Source organism: Rhizobium rhizogenes NBRC 13257 (genome assembly GCF_000696095.1).
Classification (GTDB): domain Bacteria; phylum Pseudomonadota; class Alphaproteobacteria; order Rhizobiales; family Rhizobiaceae; genus Rhizobium; species Rhizobium rhizogenes.
Genome location: NZ_BAYX01000001.1, coordinates 577,639 through 596,909, shown reverse-complemented (window position 1 = coordinate 596,909; position 19,271 = coordinate 577,639). Strand labels below are relative to the sequence as shown.

The window sequence follows — 19,271 nt, the reverse complement described above, 5'->3', positions numbered from 1 at the left end:
AGCGAAGGAAGGCGCCATTTGGCGCCTTCTTGCTAAGTATATATCTATATGAAAGCAATTAATTCTGAATCTTAGATTGCAAATAAAATTTGATATTAATTGCCTTATTTCTTTTCAAAGATTCTTAGGCTAAGTAAAGTTAGTGCTTTCATGAATTGATATTATGGAGTTCGCCGATGAATACGGTGATTGCGCCCAAGGCGCAAGTTCCCGACGTGGCAGGACAGATTACCTATGCCATGCGGTCCATGGGTGTCGCACCCATCCCGCGGAATTATGAACTGTTCTACGAAGCCTATATCGGCTCCAATCCTGTCCTGACCCGCGAACTCGCCGCCCTCGGCAGCAACGCCACGCAAGAAGAGCTGGATGCGATCAGCGCGCGGCATTTCGCCCGCCATTCCGGTCGTATTTTCGATGAGGCTCATACCCGCATCATTACCGAATTGGATGGCGTGTTGCGCGCGCTTCAGCAAGAGCAGACCTCTCTGGAAAGCTACAACCGGCTGCTTGGCGAAACCTGCCAGCGCATCATGTCCAAGAATCACAACAGCGTCGACTTGCTGCGCGGTGCTATCGACATCCTGACCGAAGCGACCGGCGACACCATGGCGCATGGTGAGCGGACCGTCGAGAACGTCAACCAGCGCAGCCAGGAAATGGACCAGGTCCGCAAGGAGCTGGACGAATACAAGCGCATCGCTAACACCGATGCGCTGACACGCCTCTCCAATCGCCGCGCCTTCGACGACCGCCTGGCTGCCGTTTTCGACAACCAGATGGCCAGGCCCGTGACGGCGCTGGTGCTGGCGGACATCGATCATTTCAAGAAAATCAACGACAACTACGGTCATCCGGTCGGCGACAAGATCCTAGCAACCGTCGCCTCCGTTATTCGCGCCAACGTCCGCCGAGAGGCCTTCGTCGCGCGTACCGGCGGCGAGGAGTTTGCACTGATCCTCGAAGGCTATACGCCGGATGACGCGCTGGCGACCTGCGAACGCATCCGTCGCGCACTGGAGGCAACGCCGTTCAAGAATTCACGCACCAGGGTGAATTATGGCCCGATCACCATCTCACTGGGTGTCTGCATGGCCTCCGACGCCACGGATCCTGGCGAACTCTACGGCAAGGCGGATATCGCGCTCTATTCCGCCAAAAATGCCGGACGCAATTGCAGCTACGTCTATCAGAACGGCATGCAGAAAGACTTCGCGAAAAGTTGGCTTATCTACAAGACATAAAATCGAGGCCAACGGCCGCCGGCACCATTCCTCTGGAGACGCCAGCAGCTTTCATTACCACATGCTCTTGGCGGCGCGCACCGGCCATTCGCGGTCATAGGTTTCCTGGTCGAAATCGCCCTTCGCCGCCTTCAGCAACATGCCAGGCGTCGGCAGGTTCGCAGGATCGATGAACCTCTCAGTATTCCAGAGCTCCGCACGCATTACCGCCCGCGCGCACTGGAAGTAGACTTCATTGATGGTGATCACCACGACGCTGCGCGGATGCTTGCCATCCATCTCAAAGCTTCCCAGCAGGCTTTCCTCGATGGAAACGACCGCGCGGCCATTGAGCCGCATCGTCGTGTTCGAGCCCGGGATCAGGAACATCAGCGCAATACGGGGGTCGCGGACGATATTGGCAAGCGAATCGACGCGGTTGTTGCCGCGCCAGTCGGGAAGCAACAGCGTCTTGTCGTCCTCTACCCGCACGATGCCGCCGAGATCGCCGCGCGGCGAGCAATCCAGCCCTTCCGGACCGACCGTTGCCAGCGCCATGAACGGTGAGGCCTCGATCATCAAGCGATAAAGCGGCGTCAGAGCATTCGTCACCTTGGCGGTCGCGGCCTCGCCGGCACCGCCATAGAGTTCATTCAATTCTTCAACGGAAGTAATGATCTTCATGTTGCCTCACGTCTTTTCGAACCGGATCCGGTGGATTAGGCACAAGGCATGACGTGGCTATGACACGCGCCGCGCTCGATTCCGGGAAAACGATATCACCGTTTCACCGTCGGTTTCGAGCGCATTTTCGTCTCCGTTTGCAGTTTGCGCCTCCGCCAGGAATTCGCCGATCGCCTCCAGCACCGGAGCGGCGCCGACGATGCGGCGGTGGCCGAAACCGTTCGCCCAGAGCATGCGAACATCGCCGCCCACCTTCTCATAGGCGCGGGCATGGTCTGCACTGACCTCCTTGTCGTCCTCGGCATGAACGACCAGCATAGGCCTGCCGAGATCACGAACGCCACGCCCTGCATCATAGTCCTTCAATGGTCTGCCGGTGACCCGGCCAACCTCCGCCTCAAGCGCCATCTGGGTCTTCGGGTTGAGTTCCATCAGCCCGCCAAAATCGGTGAACAGCCAGCCCATCGCGCTCGGAGCACCGATCAGCACCAGCCGCTCCGGCAGAACCGGCTCAACACCCGGCAAGAAGCCTGCCGCCGCCAGCGCGACGGAAGCTCCGCCGAAGGAGTGACCGATGGTCGCATCAAAGGCGCCAAACCGCTCCGCCGCCGCGGCGATGGCGGAAACGGCAAGGCGCAGATTAAGGAACCGCCCCGGCGAACGACCATGGCCCGGCAAATCGAGCGCGATCACCTCGGCGCCTGTATCAGCGAGGAAAGCAGCCAGTTCCGACATGTATTCGCTGCTGGAACCCCACCCATGGACGACCAGATAACGCTCACGTCGGCCCTTGGCACCGCCGTTGAAGCGATAGGCCATTGCCCGCCCTCCGGGGAAGGACAGCATGATCGCCTCGGCGGAAGCAAGCCGTGCCCTGCCCTCGGCATGAGCGGCCTTGGCCTTGGCGCCTTGGGGCAGACGCGACGGTGTCAGGCAAAAGAGCTTGAAGGCAGCCCGACCGGCAAGCCTTGGCGAAACACGACTGAGGCTGGATAATCCCAGCCGGGTGACCTTGAGCGCAAAGGATGGCATAGTGGGAATCTCTAAATATGTTCAACTATGAACAATAAAGTACAATGATGAACAAAAATCAATCCCTCCCTTGGGATCATCCGCGTTTTCATAGCTGGATTGCCGTTGCCCGCGCCTGCCAGCTGATGCAGCAATCGCTCAGCCGGGCGCTCGGTCATCTCAACATCAAGACGCCGCATCTCGATATCCTCATCAATCTCTTTCGTTTCGAGGGCATTTCTCAGCAGGAACTGGCACGCAAGCTGCTGGTCGGGCGCTCGAACATGAGCATGCTTTTGCCGCAGATGGAAAAGCGCGGCCTGATTGAGCGGCGCGGCGATAAAAACGATAAACGTGTCCTGCGGCTTTATCTCACCAAAGAAGGTCGGCGGGTGACGGAAGAGGCCATCATCATCCAGAACGATCTTATAAGCCGCATGCTGTCAGACGCGCCCGTCGAGGAATGCGAACTGATGACAAGGCATATGGAACGCATTATCGGTCTGCTGCTGCAGGACGAGCGCGAGCCCTTGGAAGCCGTCGGCGATCAGTGATGGCCCGGCGGCCGGGCAAGCGGTACGGCGCGCGACAGCGAAGCATACTCCCAGATCGCCACGACAATCAGCACGGCCGTCGCAAGAATGCCGAGCTGATAGACCACGACCATCGGCAGCGTCAAAAGCAGCAATGCCAATCCGGCAAGGCCGGCGAGATGCGATAGCGGCGGCCGACCGGTCGTCGCGCCCTTGAACCAGAGATTGCCGACGAGGAACACCGCCGGGCCGCCGAGAATGGCGGCTGCGGTGTGAAGGTCGGCCTCATCGCGGGCATGCGAGAACAGGAATTCGTCGCCGACTACGCTGAGGATGATGCCGGCAAGAATGAGAATATGAGCATAAGTGAAGGCCTGCCGCGCCAGGCCGCCGGGCGTGTCGTCGTGCTCGATGCGATGGGCGGCGCGCTCATGGCCGAATTGGAAATAGATCCACCACATGACCACGGTACCGACGAAGGCAATGATGAACACGGCGATCATCAGCAGCGAAAGCGGCTCCTCCGCAAAGGTCTTGCCCGCAAGCAGCACTGCCTCACCCAGGCAGATGATGATGAACAGCGCGCAGCGCTCGGCGAGATGCGCGCCGGAGACATCCCAATCCTCGATGGTCGATTTGCCGAGACCGGGCACGCGGAAGCCCAAAGCGGGAGACGCATATTCGATCACGAGCGCCACAAGCCACAGCACCACCTGCGCCTCGCCTCCCAGGATCGCTCCGGCAATCCAGAAGATGCCCGACAGGATCAGCCAGCTCGAGATGCGCAGGAAATTGCGATAATTGCCGGGATTGACGCCCCTCAGGACATAGGCGGCAAACAGCGAACGACCCACCTGCATGAAGACATAGGCGCCGGCGAAAAAGATGGCCTTTTCGCCGAAGGCGTCCGGGATTGAGGCCGAGAGTACCAGGCCGGCAAACATCAACACCAGCAGCATGATGCGTACCGGCATGCGCTCGGGATCGAGCCAGTTCGTCACCCAGGCCGTAAACACCCATACCCACCAGACCGCAAAGACCAGCATGATGGCCTCAAGAGCGCCAAGCGGTGTGAAATGGCCGGCCAAGGCATGGGATAGCTGGGAAATCGAGAAGACGAAGACGAGATCGAAAAACAATTCGATGAAAGAGACCTTGCTTTCGCTCTTGCCGCCTTTGACGCGCAGCCAGCTTTCCCTGCCCCGACCGACCATGCCTGCCCCCGTTTTTTTAAAAAAAGCCTATGTTAGCGAGGCTTGCCGGCCACATCGCGACTCAAGCCCTTTTCCTTCAATTCGGCCTCGTAGGCCGCGAAAAGCTCAGGACCTTTCTCGCCGAGTTCTCGTAGATAGGTCCAGGTGAAAATGCCGGTATCGTGCATGTCGTCGAAGCCGATGCGTACGGCGTAGTTTCCGGTCGGCGTCATCGACATGATCCCGACATTGCGCTTGCTCGGCACCGTGATCTTCTGCCCCGGCCCATGCCCCTGCACCTCGGCCGATGGCGACAGCACACGTAACATTTCCGCCGACAGATCGAAGCTTGCACCGTCGTTGAAGCTCACCACCAGATGATGACGGTCCTTCGATACTCTCAATTCGGTTGGCCAGACGTCGCCCATCGATTTTCCCATGCGTTTCAATGTCTGTTTGGAGAAGTAGGCCGACGCTTCTTCACGCGCAAGTGCATTCGAAATGCATTTCCCTTGACGCAACAATCGCCTATGCACACATTAGCATGGTAACGGAGGTTTTCGTGAACAGCATTGTCGGTACGATAGGCAACGGATCGCCCCTGGTGGCGGATGCGTCACCGATGGTTGACCCCTTCGGTCGGGCAGTCACCTATCTGCGCGTCTCCGTAACCGACCGCTGCGATTTCCGCTGCACCTATTGCATGTCGGAAAATATGACCTTCCTGCCAAAGAAGGACCTGCTGACGCTGGAAGAGCTGAACCGGCTCTGTTCCGCCTTCATCGCCAAGGGCGTGCGCAAGATCAGGCTGACCGGCGGCGAGCCGCTGGTGCGCAAGAACATCATGTTTCTGGTACGCGAACTCGGCAAGCGCGTTCATACCGGCGAGCTCGAAGAATTGACGCTGACCACCAACGGGTCGCAGCTCTCCCGCCATGCCGACGAGCTTTACGATTGCGGCGTACGCCGCATCAATGTCTCGCTCGACACGCTCGACCCCGACAAGTTCCGCGCTATTACCCGTTGGGGCGATTTCGCCAAGGTGATGGAAGGCATCGACGCCGCGCAGAAGGCTGGTTTGAAAATCAAACTCAATGCCGTGGCGCTGAAGGACTTCAACGACGCCGAGATCCCCGAGATGCTGCGCTTCGCCCATGGTCGAGGCATGGATCTGACGGTCATCGAGACGATGCCGATGGGCGAGATCGAGGAAGACCGCACCGACCGGTATCTGCCCCTTTCCAAGCTGCGTGCCGACCTAGAGCAACAATTCACATTTGCCGATATCCCCTACAAGACTGGCGGCCCAGCCCGCTATGTCGAAGTCGCGGAAACCGGCGGCCGGCTCGGCTTCATCACGCCGATGACCCATAATTTCTGCGAGAGCTGCAACCGCGTGCGTCTCACCTGCACCGGCACGCTCTATATGTGCCTCGGCCAGAACGATGCCGCCGACCTGCGAACCGCCCTGCGGGCCACCGAAGACGACGGCCTCCTCTACGCCGCCATCGACGAAGCCATCACCCGCAAGCCGAAGGGCCACGATTTCATCATCGACCGCACCCACAACAGGCCCGCGGTCGCGCGCCATATGAGCGTCACCGGCGGCTGATTTGCAGCCGCAAGACTAAGGAATTCGCGGCAATTCAGGCCGCTTTCCGGCTGATGAACAGGCCGGTTTCCTTCTCGGTTTCCAGCGCACCGCCGCCTGCCCGAAAAGCCTCGGCAATTGCATCCCGAAATGCGGCAAGCTGCACCTCGTCGGCCCCTTCACCCGGCGGATAGGACGTGAGCGCCAAAAATACGTCTTCCGGCTCGGTTACCCGCAGGCGGGCCGGGTGCTGCGTCATGGTGACATTCCCGAACTGGGCTTGCATGAGCCGTTCTGCGGTATCGTAACCGAAAGCAGCCCCGGCCGGATCATAGGGAGGACTGCCGAACACGGTCGTCAGTTCATACATCTTGCGCATGTTGCCGGCCCCGTTGGTTGTCACCGCAAGGAAACCGCCCGGCTTGAGCACACGATACATCTCCGCGATGGCCAGCGACTGATCCCGTATATGGTAGAGCATATGCATCGCGATGACCGCATCGAAAGAACCGTCCTCGAAGGGCAATGCAGTCGCGTCGGCTTGCTGATCTGTAACGCGGCCGAACGCCAACGGCCGGCACCGTTCAACCGCCTCCTGCACCATGCCGGGGGAAAGATCGGAAAGAGTGAGGTCAAGGCTTTCCGGCAGATTGTCGACCGTAGCCGCCCAGAACCAGCCAGGACCGCAACCGACATCAAGAATGCGATCTCCAGCTTTAAGAGGAAACTGTCCCGCTACCCATGGAAACCAGCCGGTCTCGGCAATCGTATATTCGCGGTTGAGGCGGCCTCGCGCGGCAAGCTTTCGGCTGTCGCCATACTGCTTTTCGTTACCGGTGGTTATGGAGGACATGCGATGCCTCTGAAGTCAGTTTGACGAAAGTTCCGATCAGTTACCCGTTTTGCAACAACGGAATGTGCAGAATGCTTGAGGTCGATCTTCCAAGCAAGGAAAAGTGCGGCAACGGCCATGGTGCAAACGGGCTTGGCACCCACACCCTCCTTTTCGCTAGCTGGGGAAATCCCAACCACTCTCGCCAATTATGACGACCTTCTAAAGTAAATTATCAGGCGGCGCGATGCCGCTGAACGCCATTGTCATAGCTCTCGTGGGTCTCATCACCATCGCCCGTGCGGAAGCGGTCGATTTTCTCGGAAAGCGTGTCGACGCGCTGGCGCAGGCCGTGAATTTCGGCATTGTTCTCCTCGACCATCGCCGCATTCCTCTGCGTGATCAGTTCGACTTCGCCAACCGCCCGCGTGACTTCTTCGATGCCGGTCGATTGTTCGGCGGTCGCGGAGGAAATATCGGACACGAGCTTCTGGACACCGGTAACGTGCCTGATGATCTCCGACAGCGCCGAGCCGGTCTGCTCGACCAGATGCACGCCGCTGCGCACCTGTGCAGAGCTCGCGGAAATCAGCCCCTTGATCTCCTTTGCCGCGTTGGCGCAGCGCTGCGCCAATTCACGCACTTCCTGGGCGACGACGGCAAAGCCACGGCCGGCATCACCAGCGCGAGCCGCTTCGACGCCGGCGTTCAGCGCCAGCAAGTTGGTCTGGAACGCGATCTCGTCGATGACGCCGATGATGGTGGCGATCTTTTCCGACGAGCGATTGATCTCACTCATCGCGCCAACAGCCTTGGCGACGACTTCGCCGGACTGGCTGGCATAGGCCTGTGTCTCGTTCACCGAAAGCGCCGTCTGCTTGGCGCGCTCGGCAGTGGAGCGCACGACGTCGCTGAGGCGATGCAGCGCCCGCGAGCTTTGCTCCAACGCCGCCGCCTGCTGTTCCGTGCGGCGCGCCAGGTCGTCGGCCGACATGGCGAGATTGCCGGTGCCGCCCTTGATCTCCTCGGCGGTGTAGCGAACATCCGTCAAGGTCTCGCGCAGAGCTTCTATCGCATGATTGTAGGTAAAGGCCATTTCGACGAAATCAGCGGAGAGGTCTTCGCGCATGCTTTCCTCGAGATTGCCGTCGGCAAGCTTGGCAAGAACGTCGGCGAGCGCATTCAGCGCCTGCTTCTGCTCGGCCTCGATGCGGGCGCGGTCTGCGGCTCGGCGCTCAGCCTCTTCCGCCGACAGAGCGCGAGCACTCTCCGCTTCCCGCTCCAGCCGGACGTTTTCGACAGCAGCATCGCGGAAGACGGTGACCGAGCGCACCATGTCGCCGATCTCGTCACCGCGATTGCGGCCGTCGATCGCCACTTCCAGATCGCCGCTTGCAAGCCGCGTCATAATCTCGGTCACCCGCTTCAGCGGTCCGCGCAGCGTCTCCACCAGCATCAGGCCACCGACGATCGCCAGCAGCGTGCCGAGGATCATGGCGATAACCGAGACATTGGCCGAACGCTCGCTGTCTTCCTTGCCGATCTCCTGGGCTTGGGCGACGAAGCCACGCAGCGAGGTCATCGCATCAGCCAATATGCCGTTGGAGTCGACCCGCGTCGTCTTCCAATCGGCGGAAGTCTGCAGCAGATCGGCCGATCCTTTGGTCACGCCGTCGATCAGCGGCTGAATACGAGAGGCAAAGTCGCGCATGGTGGCGTTGGTCGGACCGAGTGCCGAAATCTTTGCGGCAACCTCCTGCAGATCCTTCAGATCGGTGATGACGGCATCGCGCGAGGCAGCGTCGCGGACATTCTCCATGCGTGACGCATGCAATGTCAGGCGATCGATGATGCCGAGCGCCGCGTCGACGCGATCCAGAAGCTCCTTCTGGCCGTCGATGATCTTGTCGAGACTGACGAAGCGATCGGCGGCGGTGTCGCTATTCTTGGCCGATTGCAGGGTCATGTCGCCCTCGATCTTCACGAAGCTCTGCAGGATCGGCCCCATGGCCTCGACCTTCTGGTCGGACGTGCCGCTCCCCTTCAGCAGGGCGTCGAGCTTGTTGGCTGCGTCGGCTGCGTTATTCACCAGTCCGGCACCGCGCTTGGAGACGAGGGCTTGCGAGATGGTCAGCTGCTTCAGAATAGCATCGGCATAGGTGCGCGCATCGGTGATTTCCTCATCGGCGTCGGCAGCCATCTGCACCTGGATGCGCAGGTTGCTCATCTTTTCGGACAGGCCCTTGTAGGCGGCCGCATCGTAGAGCAGCTCCTTGGCGAAGGTTTCCTTGTCGCTGAATTCCTTGCGGATGATGTCGATCTGCTTGGCGGCGGCCTTGCCGCCGGCTTCGATGCCCTGCACCGCCTTGCGGATCGCATCGACATCGCTGTCCTGCTTCTGCCTGATAGTCCAAAGGGCAGCCGTCTGGGCACGCATCTTGTCCGCCAAGGCGCCGACGGTGGAAATCTTGGCACGCTGGTCGTCACTGAGCAGGCCGCTCAGGCGCTGAACACCGGCCTCCTGCGCATCGATCTTGCCGGTGAGAGCCTGGCGCGTCTCATCGGACGGCGAGGTGGTGAATTCCTGCAGCGCCGCCTGCAAATTCTCGAAATCGCTGATGTTTTCGATCGTCGCCCGCGTCACGGTCATATGCCCGTTGAGAATATTGGCCGTGTGATAACCGACCATGCCGACACCGGCGATCAACACCACCAGCGGCACAACGAAAATCAGAACCTTGGTCACGATCCTGCGACTTTGCAGAAGACGATCAATGAAGAACATGCCACGCCCCAATCAAATTGGTTGGTATCCGGCGAAGGCGGGATCATCATTCCTGCTGCGCTGCGGTAGATGCTTCTGCGTCATGCAAAACCGAGTGGGAGCCTCGGGAAATAAGATTGAATAAGAATTAAGCGCACACGTAAAAGGTGGTGCAATCTACGAAAAATCCGAAATTCTGTCTCGTTTTGCGATTTCATCGAAGCCAGGCACGCGATCAACTGGAAGTTTCGCTGCAGCGCACAATCGAATTCCACCACCAACAGACTATGAGCGATTCCAATTTGACGAAAAGCACAGTAGGTCAAACTGATATATCCAGGGAATCGTTTCATGCCGCGGACCAAGAATACGCAGGGTGCCCTTTACATGGCCGCATCAATGGCAGGCTTTGCCTGTAGCGATGCCCTGTCCAAATCGGTCATCTCGGTGATGAATGCCGGCGAGATCATTTTTATCCGTGGGCTCTTCACCAGCATCATCGTCTATCTGCTCGCCCGGCACATGGGTGCCCTGCGCTCATGGAAAGTCATCCTGCAGCCGATGATCGCCCTGCGCATCGCCTGCGAGGCGATCGCGGCGGGAACCTACATCACCGCGCTTGGAATGATGCCCATCGCCAATGCCTCGGCCATTCAGCAGGCGGTGCCGCTTGCCGTCACGCTCGGCGCGGCGCTGTTTCTCAAAGAACCTATCGGCTGGCGGCGCTGCGCGGCAATCATCGTCGGTTTCGCCGGCGTACTGATCATCGTCCGCCCCGACCCCCAAGGATTTACAACGGCCGCCCTGCTTTCCATTGCCTGCATGTTTGTCACCGTCGCGCGCGATCTGGCCACGCGCTGCATCAATAAGGACGTACCGTCGCTGATGGTGACGGTGTGTACCGCAGTTTCAATTTCGATCTTCGGCGCTCTGTTGACAGCACCGCTCGGCGGCTGGCAGCCGGTCAGCCTCACCTCGTTCTCGCATATCCTGCTGGCATCGGTCCTGGTGCTGATCGGTTATCAGGCGACCATCCTGGCGATGCGAACCGGCGAGATCTCCTTTGTCGCGCCGTTTCGTTATGTCAGCCTGATCTGGTCGGCGTTGCTCGGCCTGCTCTTCTTCGGCGAGGTGCCGGATGTCTGGACCTTCATCGGCGCCGCCATTGTCATCGCGTCCGGCATCTATACATTCTATCGGGAGAGAAAGCGGCAAGCGGCCCAGCCTATCGCCCAGGAATCAGAGCCGCGTGTGCCCGCCTGAGGTCGCCAGCATGCCCGGCTTCATCGCAGATCCCGCCGAAGTCCCGCCCTTCCTGCTTGCCGGGGGTCGCTCCAGCCGAATGGGTGTGAACAAGGCATTCGTTTCGCTCGGTGGCGAAAAACTTCTGACGCGCATCGCGACACGGATCGGGCAGCGACAGACAATACCGGTTGCGCTCAACGCCGATGCCGACTGGCCGGATACGGAAGGACTGCCGCTGGTTCCCGACACTATTCCCGGCAAGCTTGGGCCCCTCGCCGGCGTGCTCACCGCCATGCGCTATACAGCGACACATCATCCCCACGCCTCCCATCTCGTCACCGTGCCGATCGACAGCCCGTTTTTCCCGATCGATCTAGTCGCACAGTTGGCGGAGCCCATCGAAGGCCGGAATGACATCGCGATCGCTACATCGCTCGGCCGTGATCATCCCGTCTTCGGTCTCTGGCCCGTCTCCATCGCCGACGATCTCGAATCGTGGCTTCTCGCGGATGAGAAACGGCGCGTCCGGGACTTCCTGGCGCGTCACCTCGTCCGGACGGTGGATTTTCCGACCATCGAAACGGCGATCGGCCCGCTCGACCCCTTCTTCAACATCAATAGGCCTGACGACCTGATCGACGCGGAAAAATGGCTCGCGGCACTGGAGAGGACCCCATGACAACCCCGCGCCCGAAAATCTTCGGCATCGCCGGCTGGAAAAATTCCGGCAAGACCGGCCTTGCGGTGCGCCTGGTCACCGAATTCACCCTTCGCGGCTACAAGATTTCGACCATCAAGCATGCCCATCATGATTTCGACATCGACAAGGTCGGCGCCGACAGCTTTCGCCATCGCGAGGCCGGAGCGCATGAAGTCACCATCGTTTCCGGCACGCGCTACGCCATCATGCACGAACTGCGCGGCGCTCCGGAGCCGAGCTTCGAAGAAATCCTCGCTCGGATCGCGCCCTGCGACCTCGTCCTGATCGAAGGCTACAAGCGCGAACCGATCCCGAAGATCGAGGCACGCCGGCTGGAGGCCGCGAAGAACGAACCTCTCGCACCGCAAGACCCGCATATCGTCGCCATCGCCGCTGATCATCCAGTCGAGAATGCCGGCGCACTGACCGTCTTTGATCTCGACGACACTCAGGCGATCGCCGATTTCATCACCGCGACGGTCGGGCTCGGCCAACCCTCCAAATGACAAAGGCCGCCGGTTTCCCGACGGCCTTTGCATCATGAGACAAGAAGATTTTACCGGTTGGAAGCGACCGGACGCACCAGCGCCGTGATACGGCGGATGGTGACGCGGCGGTTTTCCTGCTCCGGCCCCTGCGTGTTTACCTTCAGATATTGCTCGCCATATCCCTGAGTCACCAGGTTTTCCGGAGGAACACCGTAGACATCGCTCAGCACCTTGGCGACCGATTCCGCCCGCTGGTCGGAGAGGATCAGGTTGCTCTCCGCCGATCCGACGGCATCCGTATGACCTTCGATCAGGAAGGTCTCGGTCGGATCCTTCTTGATGATCTGGCCGATAGCATCGGCGACGCCGCGCAATGTGCTCGCCTGCGACATCGGGATTTCCGCGCTGCCGGTTGCGAAGGTGATCGTATCGAGATCGATACGGCGCACCTTGTCGCGGATACGAGCGGAATAGCGCACTTCATTGACCGAATAGATGCGCTCGACAGGCTCAACCGGCGGCTCACGCAGGAAGTCGTAATAGTCCGAATCGCGCTCGGTTCCGGTGTCGATGATGTACTGGCTCAGCGGAATGAGCAGACGCATCGGCGGCAGGCTGTCGCCCGGATCGCGGAAATAGTCGTCGTGATCCGGCTGCTGTTCAAGCTCCGGCGAATAGAACAGCACATATTCGCGGCCGTCCGCATCGACACGCGACCGCTGGATGATGTCTCCGTATCGGTTGCGCACGGTGATGATGCGATCGCCGTCCGGCTGGTCGATGGTCTCGCGATAGCGGTCCCGCGGAAGCTGCTCGTAGGTCGGACGCTCACCGCCGCGGACAAAGCGTTCGGTATCGTCATGGCGAACGACATAGTTGTTGTCGACATTCACGATGGTGCGGTTGTCCTGATTGATGATGGTCTGGACCGTCGTTCCGCCCGGCGCCGTAAAATTCGGCCGACCATCCATCCGGCGGCCCTGCTCGCTGGTCACGGCTTCCATCTTCACAGGTGGCTGTTGCTGACCGCCCGCCGCGCGCTGTGCCTCGGCATCGGAGGTCGGCGGCTTCGTGTAGGCGGCCGGCGGCGGCGTCCGGGCGTTCTGCCCCTGACCCGCTTGGCCCTGGCCTACCGGAGCTTGGCCTACCTGGCCCTGCTGCCCTGCTTGAGCACCACCCTGACCGCCGGGGTTCTGGCCGCCCTGGCGATGTCCGCGACGGGCCGCATCCTTGTCGCTATCCAGCACGGCGGCACCGTTCTGGACCGGCAGGATGACGGGCCCTTTGCTCTCGGCGGGATTTTCCGCGATCTTCTTGCGACGCTCGAGCTCCTGCGGCGAGACCGGTTGGCTGGCGGGAACCGCCGTCTCGGCGCCCGGCTGGGCAGCGCCGTTGGGCTGCGCTGTACCGTTCGCAGGCACCGGCGTGGCCGTGCCTTGCGCGGGAGCGCCGGTTTCATTGGCGGGCTGCGGCTGCTTGCCGGTTTGCGGAGCCGCTTGATTTGGCTGCTGGCTCTGCTGACCTTGCGGCTCGCCCTTCTGCGCCGGCTGCTGGGCATTGCCTGCAGGCTGTTGCTCGCCTTGCTGGCCTTGCTGTGGCTTACCGTGCGTCTTGTCACCGCCGGGCTTCTGTCCCTGCTGGTTACCGGGTGCTGCCTCCGTTGCCGGCTGAGCCTGGGTCTCAGGCTGGGTCTTGTGACCCTGCGGTTGTTGCCCGGCTGGCGCCGGTTGCTGGGCAGGTGCCGTCTGCTGTTCGGCCGGCTGCTGCGCCGGTGCCTTCTGTTGTGGCGCTGTCTCGGCAGGCTGAGCCTGAGGCTTCTGATGCGGTTTCTGCGCGGGCTGAGTTTCAGTCTCCGGCTGAGCCTGCTGGGCCTGAGGCTGCTGCGCGGCCGGTGCCGGCTGCTTGGCGGGTGCTGTCTGCTGTGCCGGCTCGGCTGGCTGGCCTTGCGGCTTCTGGTGCTGCTTTTGCTCGGGCTGGCCTTGCTGCTGCGTCTCAGGTGCGGCCTTCGGCTGCGGCTTTGCTTCCGGTTGAGCCGTTGGCTGCTGCTCAGCAGGTTGCTTATGCGGCTTCGGCGCCGGCTCGGCCGGCTCTTGCGCCTGCGGCTCTATGGCCTTTGGCTGCGGCTTGGCTTCAGGCTGAGCCTGCGGCTTCTGTGCCGGTGGCTTCTCTGCGGGCTGCTCCTGTTGCTGTTTCGGAGCCGCCTGTGGCTCGGCGGCCTTCGGCGGCGTCGCTTCCGGCTGATGCTTCTGCGGTTGCGGCGCCGCCTCGGGCTGCGCTTCCTTCGCCTTATGCTGAGGCTCGGCTCCGCCCTGCTGCGCGGGCGCTGCCTCGTGCTTCTGGCCCTGCGGCTCGCCCTGTTCGGCTTCACCCGGCTTCTTGTGCTTGCGCAGCTCTTCCTCGGACTGGCCGCCCTGAGGCTGCTCCTGGGCAACTTCGAAACTTGCCCCACCGTTGACGGCGACCGATCCGCCGGCGTCATTGCTCAGCGGCATAATGGCCTGGTCTCGCAGCGCGGCGGCAGCCACCGGCTCAAATGCAAGCGACAGCGAAAGCAGCGGGAATGCAGCGCTGGCAAATAGTCTGGATCGCTTTCCCATAGATGGGGTCTCCTCTTATCTTATCGTCATTATCCGCCGGGTTGCGGATGCAAGCCCGCAGAGGCGATGTCTCATGATCCCGGCCGATTTTCGTTCTTCGTAGGGTTGAATCGCGGCAAGGGGGCGTATTGTTCCGGCACTATTAGGAGGGCTGAATTAACCCTAGCTGAATACGCCAGACGGCTTTCATTCAGTTTGTGAAGCCATGCAAAGCACTTGGAAGACAGTGTGCGGTGCGAAAGCTCTTCGTAATTCCAGTTGCAATTTGCGGAAAAAAAGTACGATTATCTTACCAAGGCGGGTCCTTGGCCCGCTCCATTCTGGCCGGCCGCCAATGAAGAAAAAGAGCTGCCGGTCGCCAACAGAGAGGATCAAAATGCGCATCTCCACCCGTCTTTTCGCTGCTGCATCGCTTGCAGCGATGTCGCTTTTCGCAGGCGCCGCGCTCGCGGACGGCGATTCGATCGTCATCGGCACGGACGCCACCTACCCGCCGTACGAATCGCTCGATGCTTCGGGCAAGATCGTCGGCTTCGACATCGATATAGCCAATGCGCTTTGCGATCAGATGAAAATCAAGTGCACTTTCGTAAACCAGGATTTCGACGGCATCATCCCGGCGCTCCAGGCCAAGAAGTTCGACGCCATCGTCTCGTCCATGTCGATCACGCCGGAGCGTGAAAAGGCCATCGACTTCACCAACAAGTACTACAACACGCCGCCGGCCATCGCCGTGCCGAAGGATTCGACCATCGCCGACACGACCGATGAAGCCCTGAAGGGCAAGAGCATCGGCGCGCAGTCCTCGACCACGCACGCCAACTACGCCACGGCGCACCTGAAGGATGCTGAACTCAAGCTCTATCCGTCGCCGGACGAATACAAGCTCGACCTCTCGAACGGCCGTATCGATGCGGTCATCGACGATGTCGTCGTCCTCTCGGAATGGGTCAAGTCTGACGCTGGTAGCTGCTGCAAGCTCCTCGGCACGCTGAAGATCGATCCGGAAATCAACGGTATCGGCGCGGGCATCGGCCTTCGCAAGGGTGACACCGCGCTCAAGGACAAGTTCAACGCGGCCATTACCGCGATCCGCGCTGACGGCACCTACAAGAAAATCCAGGACAAGTATTTCGACTTCGACGTCTACGGCGACTGATCGCCTGTCGATTCCTTGGGAAAAGATGACGGCGGAAGCTTGCCCTTCCGCCGTTTTTGTTTGACAACGGCTAAAGAAGAGTAACACGGCACAAGCCGTGAGGGGAATTATGGTATGGGCGGATTGTTTTCCGCGCTCGGCTCTCTTTGGGCTTGGCTGAGTAATATTTTCGATCCGCTGTGCGGCCCGGTCGGGCTTTTCACCCTGTTCGGCCAGAACACCGTCATTGCATGCGGTGATACCGGTTGGGGCGACGAGATCGCCGGCGGCCTCAGGGTCACCATAACGGTGGCGGTCCTGACACTGCCCCTCGGCCTGATCGTCGGCTTCCTGGTCGCATTGGCGCAGCAATCCGAAGAAAGGTCGCTGCGGCTAGCCGCCGGGGTGTTCACCACCATTTTCCGCGGCCTGCCGGAGCTTCTGACCCTCTTCATCATCTACTACGGCATGCAGATCCTGCTGCAAACGGTGCTCGCATATGTCGGCTACGAGGGACCGGTCGAGATCAACGCCTTCGTTGCGGGTATGATCGCCCTTTCGATCGTCTTTTCAGCCTATTGCTCGGAAGTGCTGCTATCGGCCTTCAGGGCTATCCCCAAGGGTCAGTATGAGGCGGGCGACGCGCTCGGTTTCCATCGCGTCCGCACGATGCGTCTCATCATCCTGCCGCAGCTGATCCGCATTTCGCTCCCCAATCTCGGAAACCTCTGGATGAACCTGCTGAAGGACACATCCTATGTTTCGATCATCGGGCTCGCCGATATCGTTCGCCAGACGGGCCTAGCCGTGCGCTCGACGAAGGAGCCGTTCTTCTTCTATGCCGTTGCCTGCTCCCTCTATCTGGTACTCGCCATCATCTCCTCAGCTGGTTTGTCCTACCTCGATCGCTGGGCCAAGCGTGCGGAGTTTCGCCGATGAGCTATGCTGAAGCTTTGATCCCGGCGCAGCCGGCACCGCCGGAGACGATGAAGCGCATCTCCAAATCCCGCATTGTCGGCTATTTATTCCTGTTCATCTGGGCGCTGCTCGGCATCGCCTTGATCACGATGATGATCACCAACTGGGATAACGCAAAGTTCTTCAAGTTCGGCCCGCGTTTCCTGCACGGTCTCTGGATCACCGTCACCCTGGTGGGATATTCCTTCATTCTCGGCGCGATACTCTCGATTCCGCTCGCTCTCGCCCGAATGTCGAAGAGCAAGATCCTCAACAGCCTGACCTATGGCTACGTCTATCTCTTTCGCGGCACGCCTTTGCTGGCGCAGATTTTCATCGTCTATTACGGCTTTCCGCAGGCCCGCGGCTTCCTCGACTATATCGGTCTCTGGTGGTTCTTTCGCGATCCTTTCAATTGCGGTCTGTTTGCCATCACGCTGAACACCGCAGCCTATCAGGCGGAAATCGTGCGTGGCGCCATCCAGAGCGTCCATCGCGGCCAAAGCGAGGCGGCCGCATCGCTCGGCCTGCACAAGCTTGTGACCTTCTACAAGGTCATCATGCCGCAAGCCTTGATCGTGGCGCTGCGCCCTTACGGCAACGAGATCATCCTGCTGATCAAGAGCTCGGCGACCGTCTCGATCATCACCGTCTATGATCTGATGGGAGAGACGCGCTACGCCTTCTCGCAGACCTACGATTATCAAGCCTATCTCTGGGCGGCGATTTTCTATCTTTCGATCGTCGAAGTCATGCGCAATGGCTGGGCTCGCATGGAAGGCTATCTGACGCGGCATCTGAAGCGTTGATCCGATTGCGGTGGCATCCTCCGGTGCCACCCGCCCTTTTGGCAGCACTCATCCTGATGGGCTGCTATCACATTGATTTCTGTGAATAAATTTTCTTTCGTGACACTTTTATAAAGCATAGGTTTAGCTTGAAGTGCTTCCATTTATCCGTGACCATCTGTCACGGAAGGTAGTGGAAACAGAAAGAGAGACCTCATGCACGACGACATGCAAAAGCAGTTGCAAGGCTACGGGTTGACCACGGCGCAGATCCTTTATCGCCTGCCCGATCATCCTCAATTTCTACAGACCTATATTTGGCAGGACTACGATCTCGCTCCCAACTTTCCTGAGATGCGCGGCTTCCTGAAGTTCTGGCAGGAAAAGCTGGACGGACCGCTGCACTCGGTGCGCTATGTCCATCGCAAGCTGATCTCGGCGACGGAATGGCGCGCGCTGAAGGGAGAGTTCATCCTGCACTAACGCTGGCTGCCAAACCATTTGCAAAAGCCCCAAACTATTTGCAAAAGCCATTGAAGCGCCTTAAGGCCTGCCTGACAAACGGAAAGGCTGGTGTCCCATGGCTAAGAAGAAGATCGACGAAGACGCGCTGGCGGAAGCCTATAACCGCGCGCTCGCGTTGGAAAAGGCCGGCGACATCGATGCCGCCGTCAAGGCCTATCAGCAAGTGCTGACGATCGATCCCGACGACCATGGCGGCGCGGCTGTACGCATCGCCTCGATGGGCCGCGGCGAAACGCCGGTGAAGGCGCCCGACGCCTATGTCGAAACCCTGTTCAACCAGCATGCAGAAGTCTTCGAGGACGTACTTGTCGAGCAGCTCGGCTATCACGTTCCGGTTTTCGTGCGCCAGCGCCTGCAGGCCCTCGGTCTCGGCCCATTCAAGCGCATGCTCGATCTCGGCTGCGGCACAGGGCTGACCGGCGGCACGCTGCGCGATATCGTCGAGGACATCACCGGCATCGACATCTCCGAAAACATGGTCGAAGTCGCCCACGAAAAAGACCTCTACGAGACGCTGTTCGTCGCCGAAGTCGAGGACTTCCTTGACGATAACGACGAGGAACCTTTCGACCTGATCACCGCCACCGACGTCCTGCCCTATCTTGGTGCGCTGGAACCGCTGTTCTTCGGCGCCGCCGACAACATGACGCCGGGTGGTCTCTTCATCTTCTCCTCCGAGACCTTGTCGGACAGCGCGCTTGCTGGTCGCCCTTATATGGTCGGCCCGCATCAACGCTTCGCCCATGCCGAAAGCTACGTGCAGGAACGTCTCAAGGCGACCGGCTTCGAGCTGGTCGAGATCACCGATATCAATGTCCGCATGGAAGACGGCCAGCCGACGCCGGGCCATCTGATCATCGCGCGCCTCGTCGCGGAATAAGACGCTCTTCTCAGGACATCCGGAATAGTTATCCAATTGGATAACTATTTCTTGCCCGATCAGCACCGATCTGTTACTTAGCCATTCGGTTAAGTTTTAGTACGACGCCACGATGTGGGAAA

Annotated in this window: 18 protein-coding genes; 11 read left to right on the top strand and 7 right to left on the bottom strand. The window is 60.0% G+C overall.

The window, feature by feature from the left end; all coding sequences use genetic code 11:
• The first annotated feature begins 176 nt into the window (after window positions 1–176).
• Window positions 177–1,244 (top strand): GGDEF domain-containing protein, encoded by a 1,068-nt coding sequence (locus RRH01S_RS02910; RefSeq protein WP_012651641.1) that lies wholly within the window; start codon window positions 177–179, stop codon window positions 1,242–1,244.
• Window positions 1,245–1,298: 54 nt separating this feature from the next.
• Here RRH01S_RS02910 and RRH01S_RS02905 read toward each other — a convergent pair whose 3' ends face one another.
• Entirely contained in the window at window positions 1,299–1,907 is a 609-nt protein-coding gene (locus RRH01S_RS02905; protein ID WP_012651642.1) for a pyridoxamine 5'-phosphate oxidase family protein, read from the bottom strand.
• A 57-nt stretch (window positions 1,908–1,964) separates the two neighbouring features.
• Window positions 1,965–2,939, bottom strand: coding sequence for an alpha/beta hydrolase (locus RRH01S_RS02900; RefSeq protein ID WP_007696487.1), 975 nt, complete (start codon window positions 2,937–2,939; stop codon window positions 1,965–1,967).
• Window positions 2,940–2,986: 47 nt separating this feature from the next.
• Here RRH01S_RS02900 and RRH01S_RS02895 point away from each other — a divergent pair, with 47 nt between their 5' ends.
• Window positions 2,987–3,472 carry a MarR family winged helix-turn-helix transcriptional regulator gene (locus RRH01S_RS02895; protein WP_034519342.1) on the top strand — a complete coding sequence of 162 codons (486 nt, stop codon included), beginning with the start codon at window positions 2,987–2,989 and terminating at the stop codon, window positions 3,470–3,472.
• Here RRH01S_RS02895 and RRH01S_RS02890 read toward each other — a convergent pair.
• Both RRH01S_RS02890 and RRH01S_RS02885 read right to left on the bottom strand, forming a co-directional pair.
• Window positions 3,466–4,665, bottom strand: a complete 1,200-nt coding sequence (locus RRH01S_RS02890; protein ID WP_042469904.1) for a low temperature requirement protein A — start codon at window positions 4,663–4,665, stop codon at window positions 3,466–3,468. The genes RRH01S_RS02895 and RRH01S_RS02890 overlap by 7 nt on opposite strands.
• A 32-nt stretch (window positions 4,666–4,697) precedes the next feature.
• Window positions 4,698–5,072 carry a gamma-butyrobetaine hydroxylase family protein gene (locus tag RRH01S_RS02885; protein WP_042469902.1) on the bottom strand — a complete coding sequence of 125 codons (375 nt, stop codon included), beginning with the start codon at window positions 5,070–5,072 and terminating at the stop codon, window positions 4,698–4,700.
• 134 nt (window positions 5,073–5,206) lie between these two features.
• On the opposite strand from RRH01S_RS02885, the gene moaA reads away from it, so the two are divergent.
• A complete protein-coding gene (gene moaA, locus RRH01S_RS02880) occupies window positions 5,207–6,256 on the top strand; it encodes a GTP 3',8-cyclase MoaA (RefSeq protein WP_034519339.1) in 1,050 nt (349 codons plus the stop codon).
• Window positions 6,257–6,290: 34 nt separating this feature from the next.
• On the opposite strand, the gene RRH01S_RS02875 is transcribed toward moaA, so the two are convergent.
• Together RRH01S_RS02875 and RRH01S_RS02870 are read right to left on the bottom strand one after the other, a co-directional pair.
• Window positions 6,291–7,088 carry a class I SAM-dependent methyltransferase gene (locus RRH01S_RS02875; protein ID WP_012651647.1) on the bottom strand — a complete coding sequence of 266 codons (798 nt, stop codon included), beginning with the start codon at window positions 7,086–7,088 and terminating at the stop codon, window positions 6,291–6,293.
• A gap of 214 nt (window positions 7,089–7,302) precedes the next feature.
• Entirely contained in the window at window positions 7,303–9,852 is a 2,550-nt protein-coding gene (locus RRH01S_RS02870; RefSeq protein WP_012651648.1) for a methyl-accepting chemotaxis protein, read from the bottom strand.
• A 330-nt stretch (window positions 9,853–10,182) separates the two neighbouring features.
• Here RRH01S_RS02870 and RRH01S_RS02865 point away from each other — a divergent pair, with 330 nt between their 5' ends.
• The 3 genes from RRH01S_RS02865 to mobB are packed head-to-tail and all read left to right on the top strand — an operon-like array spanning window position 10,183 to window position 12,282.
• On the top strand, window positions 10,183–11,094 hold the full coding sequence (locus RRH01S_RS02865; RefSeq protein WP_007696502.1) for a DMT family transporter: 912 nt from the start codon (window positions 10,183–10,185) through the stop codon (window positions 11,092–11,094).
• 10 nt (window positions 11,095–11,104) lie between these two features.
• Window positions 11,105–11,755 carry a molybdenum cofactor guanylyltransferase MobA gene (gene mobA / locus RRH01S_RS02860; protein WP_012651649.1) on the top strand — a complete coding sequence of 217 codons (651 nt, stop codon included), beginning with the start codon at window positions 11,105–11,107 and terminating at the stop codon, window positions 11,753–11,755.
• Window positions 11,752–12,282 (top strand): molybdopterin-guanine dinucleotide biosynthesis protein B, encoded by a 531-nt coding sequence (gene mobB, locus RRH01S_RS02855; protein ID WP_012651650.1) that lies wholly within the window; start codon window positions 11,752–11,754, stop codon window positions 12,280–12,282. Before mobA ends, mobB begins: the two co-directional genes overlap by 4 nt.
• A gap of 50 nt (window positions 12,283–12,332) precedes the next feature.
• Here mobB and RRH01S_RS02850 read toward each other — a convergent pair whose 3' ends face one another.
• A complete protein-coding gene (locus tag RRH01S_RS02850; protein ID WP_037218545.1) occupies window positions 12,333–14,861 on the bottom strand; it encodes an OmpA family protein in 2,529 nt (842 codons plus the stop codon).
• 376 nt (window positions 14,862–15,237) lie between these two features.
• Here RRH01S_RS02850 and RRH01S_RS02845 point away from each other — a divergent pair, with 376 nt between their 5' ends.
• The 5 genes from RRH01S_RS02845 (at window position 15,238) to RRH01S_RS02825 (ending at window position 19,149) form a co-directional block, all read left to right on the top strand.
• On the top strand, window positions 15,238–16,020 hold the full coding sequence (locus tag RRH01S_RS02845; protein ID WP_012651652.1) for an ABC transporter substrate-binding protein: 783 nt from the start codon (window positions 15,238–15,240) through the stop codon (window positions 16,018–16,020).
• A gap of 114 nt (window positions 16,021–16,134) precedes the next feature.
• Entirely contained in the window at window positions 16,135–16,938 is an 804-nt protein-coding gene (locus RRH01S_RS02840; RefSeq protein ID WP_012651653.1) for an ABC transporter permease, read from the top strand.
• Complete coding sequence (locus RRH01S_RS02835) at window positions 16,935–17,765, top strand: ABC transporter permease (RefSeq protein WP_007696513.1); 831 nt, start codon at window positions 16,935–16,937, stop codon at window positions 17,763–17,765. Before RRH01S_RS02840 ends, RRH01S_RS02835 begins: the two co-directional genes overlap by 4 nt.
• Window positions 17,766–17,960: 195 nt before the next feature.
• A complete protein-coding gene (locus RRH01S_RS02830; RefSeq protein ID WP_007696515.1) occupies window positions 17,961–18,227 on the top strand; it encodes an usg protein in 267 nt (88 codons plus the stop codon).
• Window positions 18,228–18,324: 97 nt separating this feature from the next.
• Complete coding sequence (locus RRH01S_RS02825; protein WP_042469900.1) at window positions 18,325–19,149, top strand: class I SAM-dependent methyltransferase; 825 nt, start codon at window positions 18,325–18,327, stop codon at window positions 19,147–19,149.
• The last annotated feature ends 122 nt before the right edge of the window (window positions 19,150–19,271 follow it).

Coding starts and splice junctions, on each gene's coding strand:
- RRH01S_RS02900 (WP_007696487.1), bottom strand. CDS start 2,939: ATGCCATCCTTTGCGCTCAAGGTCACCCGGCTGGGATTATCCAGCCTC.
- RRH01S_RS02840 (WP_012651653.1), top strand. CDS start 16,135: ATGGGCGGATTGTTTTCCGCGCTCGGCTCTCTTTGGGCTTGGCTGAGT.
- RRH01S_RS02870 (WP_012651648.1), bottom strand. CDS start 9,852: ATGTTCTTCATTGATCGTCTTCTGCAAAGTCGCAGGATCGTGACCAAG.
- mobA (WP_012651649.1), top strand. CDS start 11,105: ATGCCCGGCTTCATCGCAGATCCCGCCGAAGTCCCGCCCTTCCTGCTT.
- RRH01S_RS02910 (WP_012651641.1), top strand. CDS start 177: ATGAATACGGTGATTGCGCCCAAGGCGCAAGTTCCCGACGTGGCAGGA.
- RRH01S_RS02885 (WP_042469902.1), bottom strand. CDS start 5,072: ATGGGCGACGTCTGGCCAACCGAATTGAGAGTATCGAAGGACCGTCAT.
- RRH01S_RS02895 (WP_034519342.1), top strand. CDS start 2,987: ATGAACAAAAATCAATCCCTCCCTTGGGATCATCCGCGTTTTCATAGC.
- RRH01S_RS02850 (WP_037218545.1), bottom strand. CDS start 14,861: ATGGGAAAGCGATCCAGACTATTTGCCAGCGCTGCATTCCCGCTGCTT.
- RRH01S_RS02905 (WP_012651642.1), bottom strand. CDS start 1,907: ATGAAGATCATTACTTCCGTTGAAGAATTGAATGAACTCTATGGCGGT.
- RRH01S_RS02830 (WP_007696515.1), top strand. CDS start 17,961: ATGCACGACGACATGCAAAAGCAGTTGCAAGGCTACGGGTTGACCACG.
- RRH01S_RS02865 (WP_007696502.1), top strand. CDS start 10,183: ATGCCGCGGACCAAGAATACGCAGGGTGCCCTTTACATGGCCGCATCA.
- RRH01S_RS02890 (WP_042469904.1), bottom strand. CDS start 4,665: ATGGTCGGTCGGGGCAGGGAAAGCTGGCTGCGCGTCAAAGGCGGCAAG.
- RRH01S_RS02875 (WP_012651647.1), bottom strand. CDS start 7,088: ATGTCCTCCATAACCACCGGTAACGAAAAGCAGTATGGCGACAGCCGA.
- mobB (WP_012651650.1), top strand. CDS start 11,752: ATGACAACCCCGCGCCCGAAAATCTTCGGCATCGCCGGCTGGAAAAAT.
- RRH01S_RS02845 (WP_012651652.1), top strand. CDS start 15,238: ATGCGCATCTCCACCCGTCTTTTCGCTGCTGCATCGCTTGCAGCGATG.
- RRH01S_RS02825 (WP_042469900.1), top strand. CDS start 18,325: ATGGCTAAGAAGAAGATCGACGAAGACGCGCTGGCGGAAGCCTATAAC.
- RRH01S_RS02835 (WP_007696513.1), top strand. CDS start 16,935: ATGAGCTATGCTGAAGCTTTGATCCCGGCGCAGCCGGCACCGCCGGAG.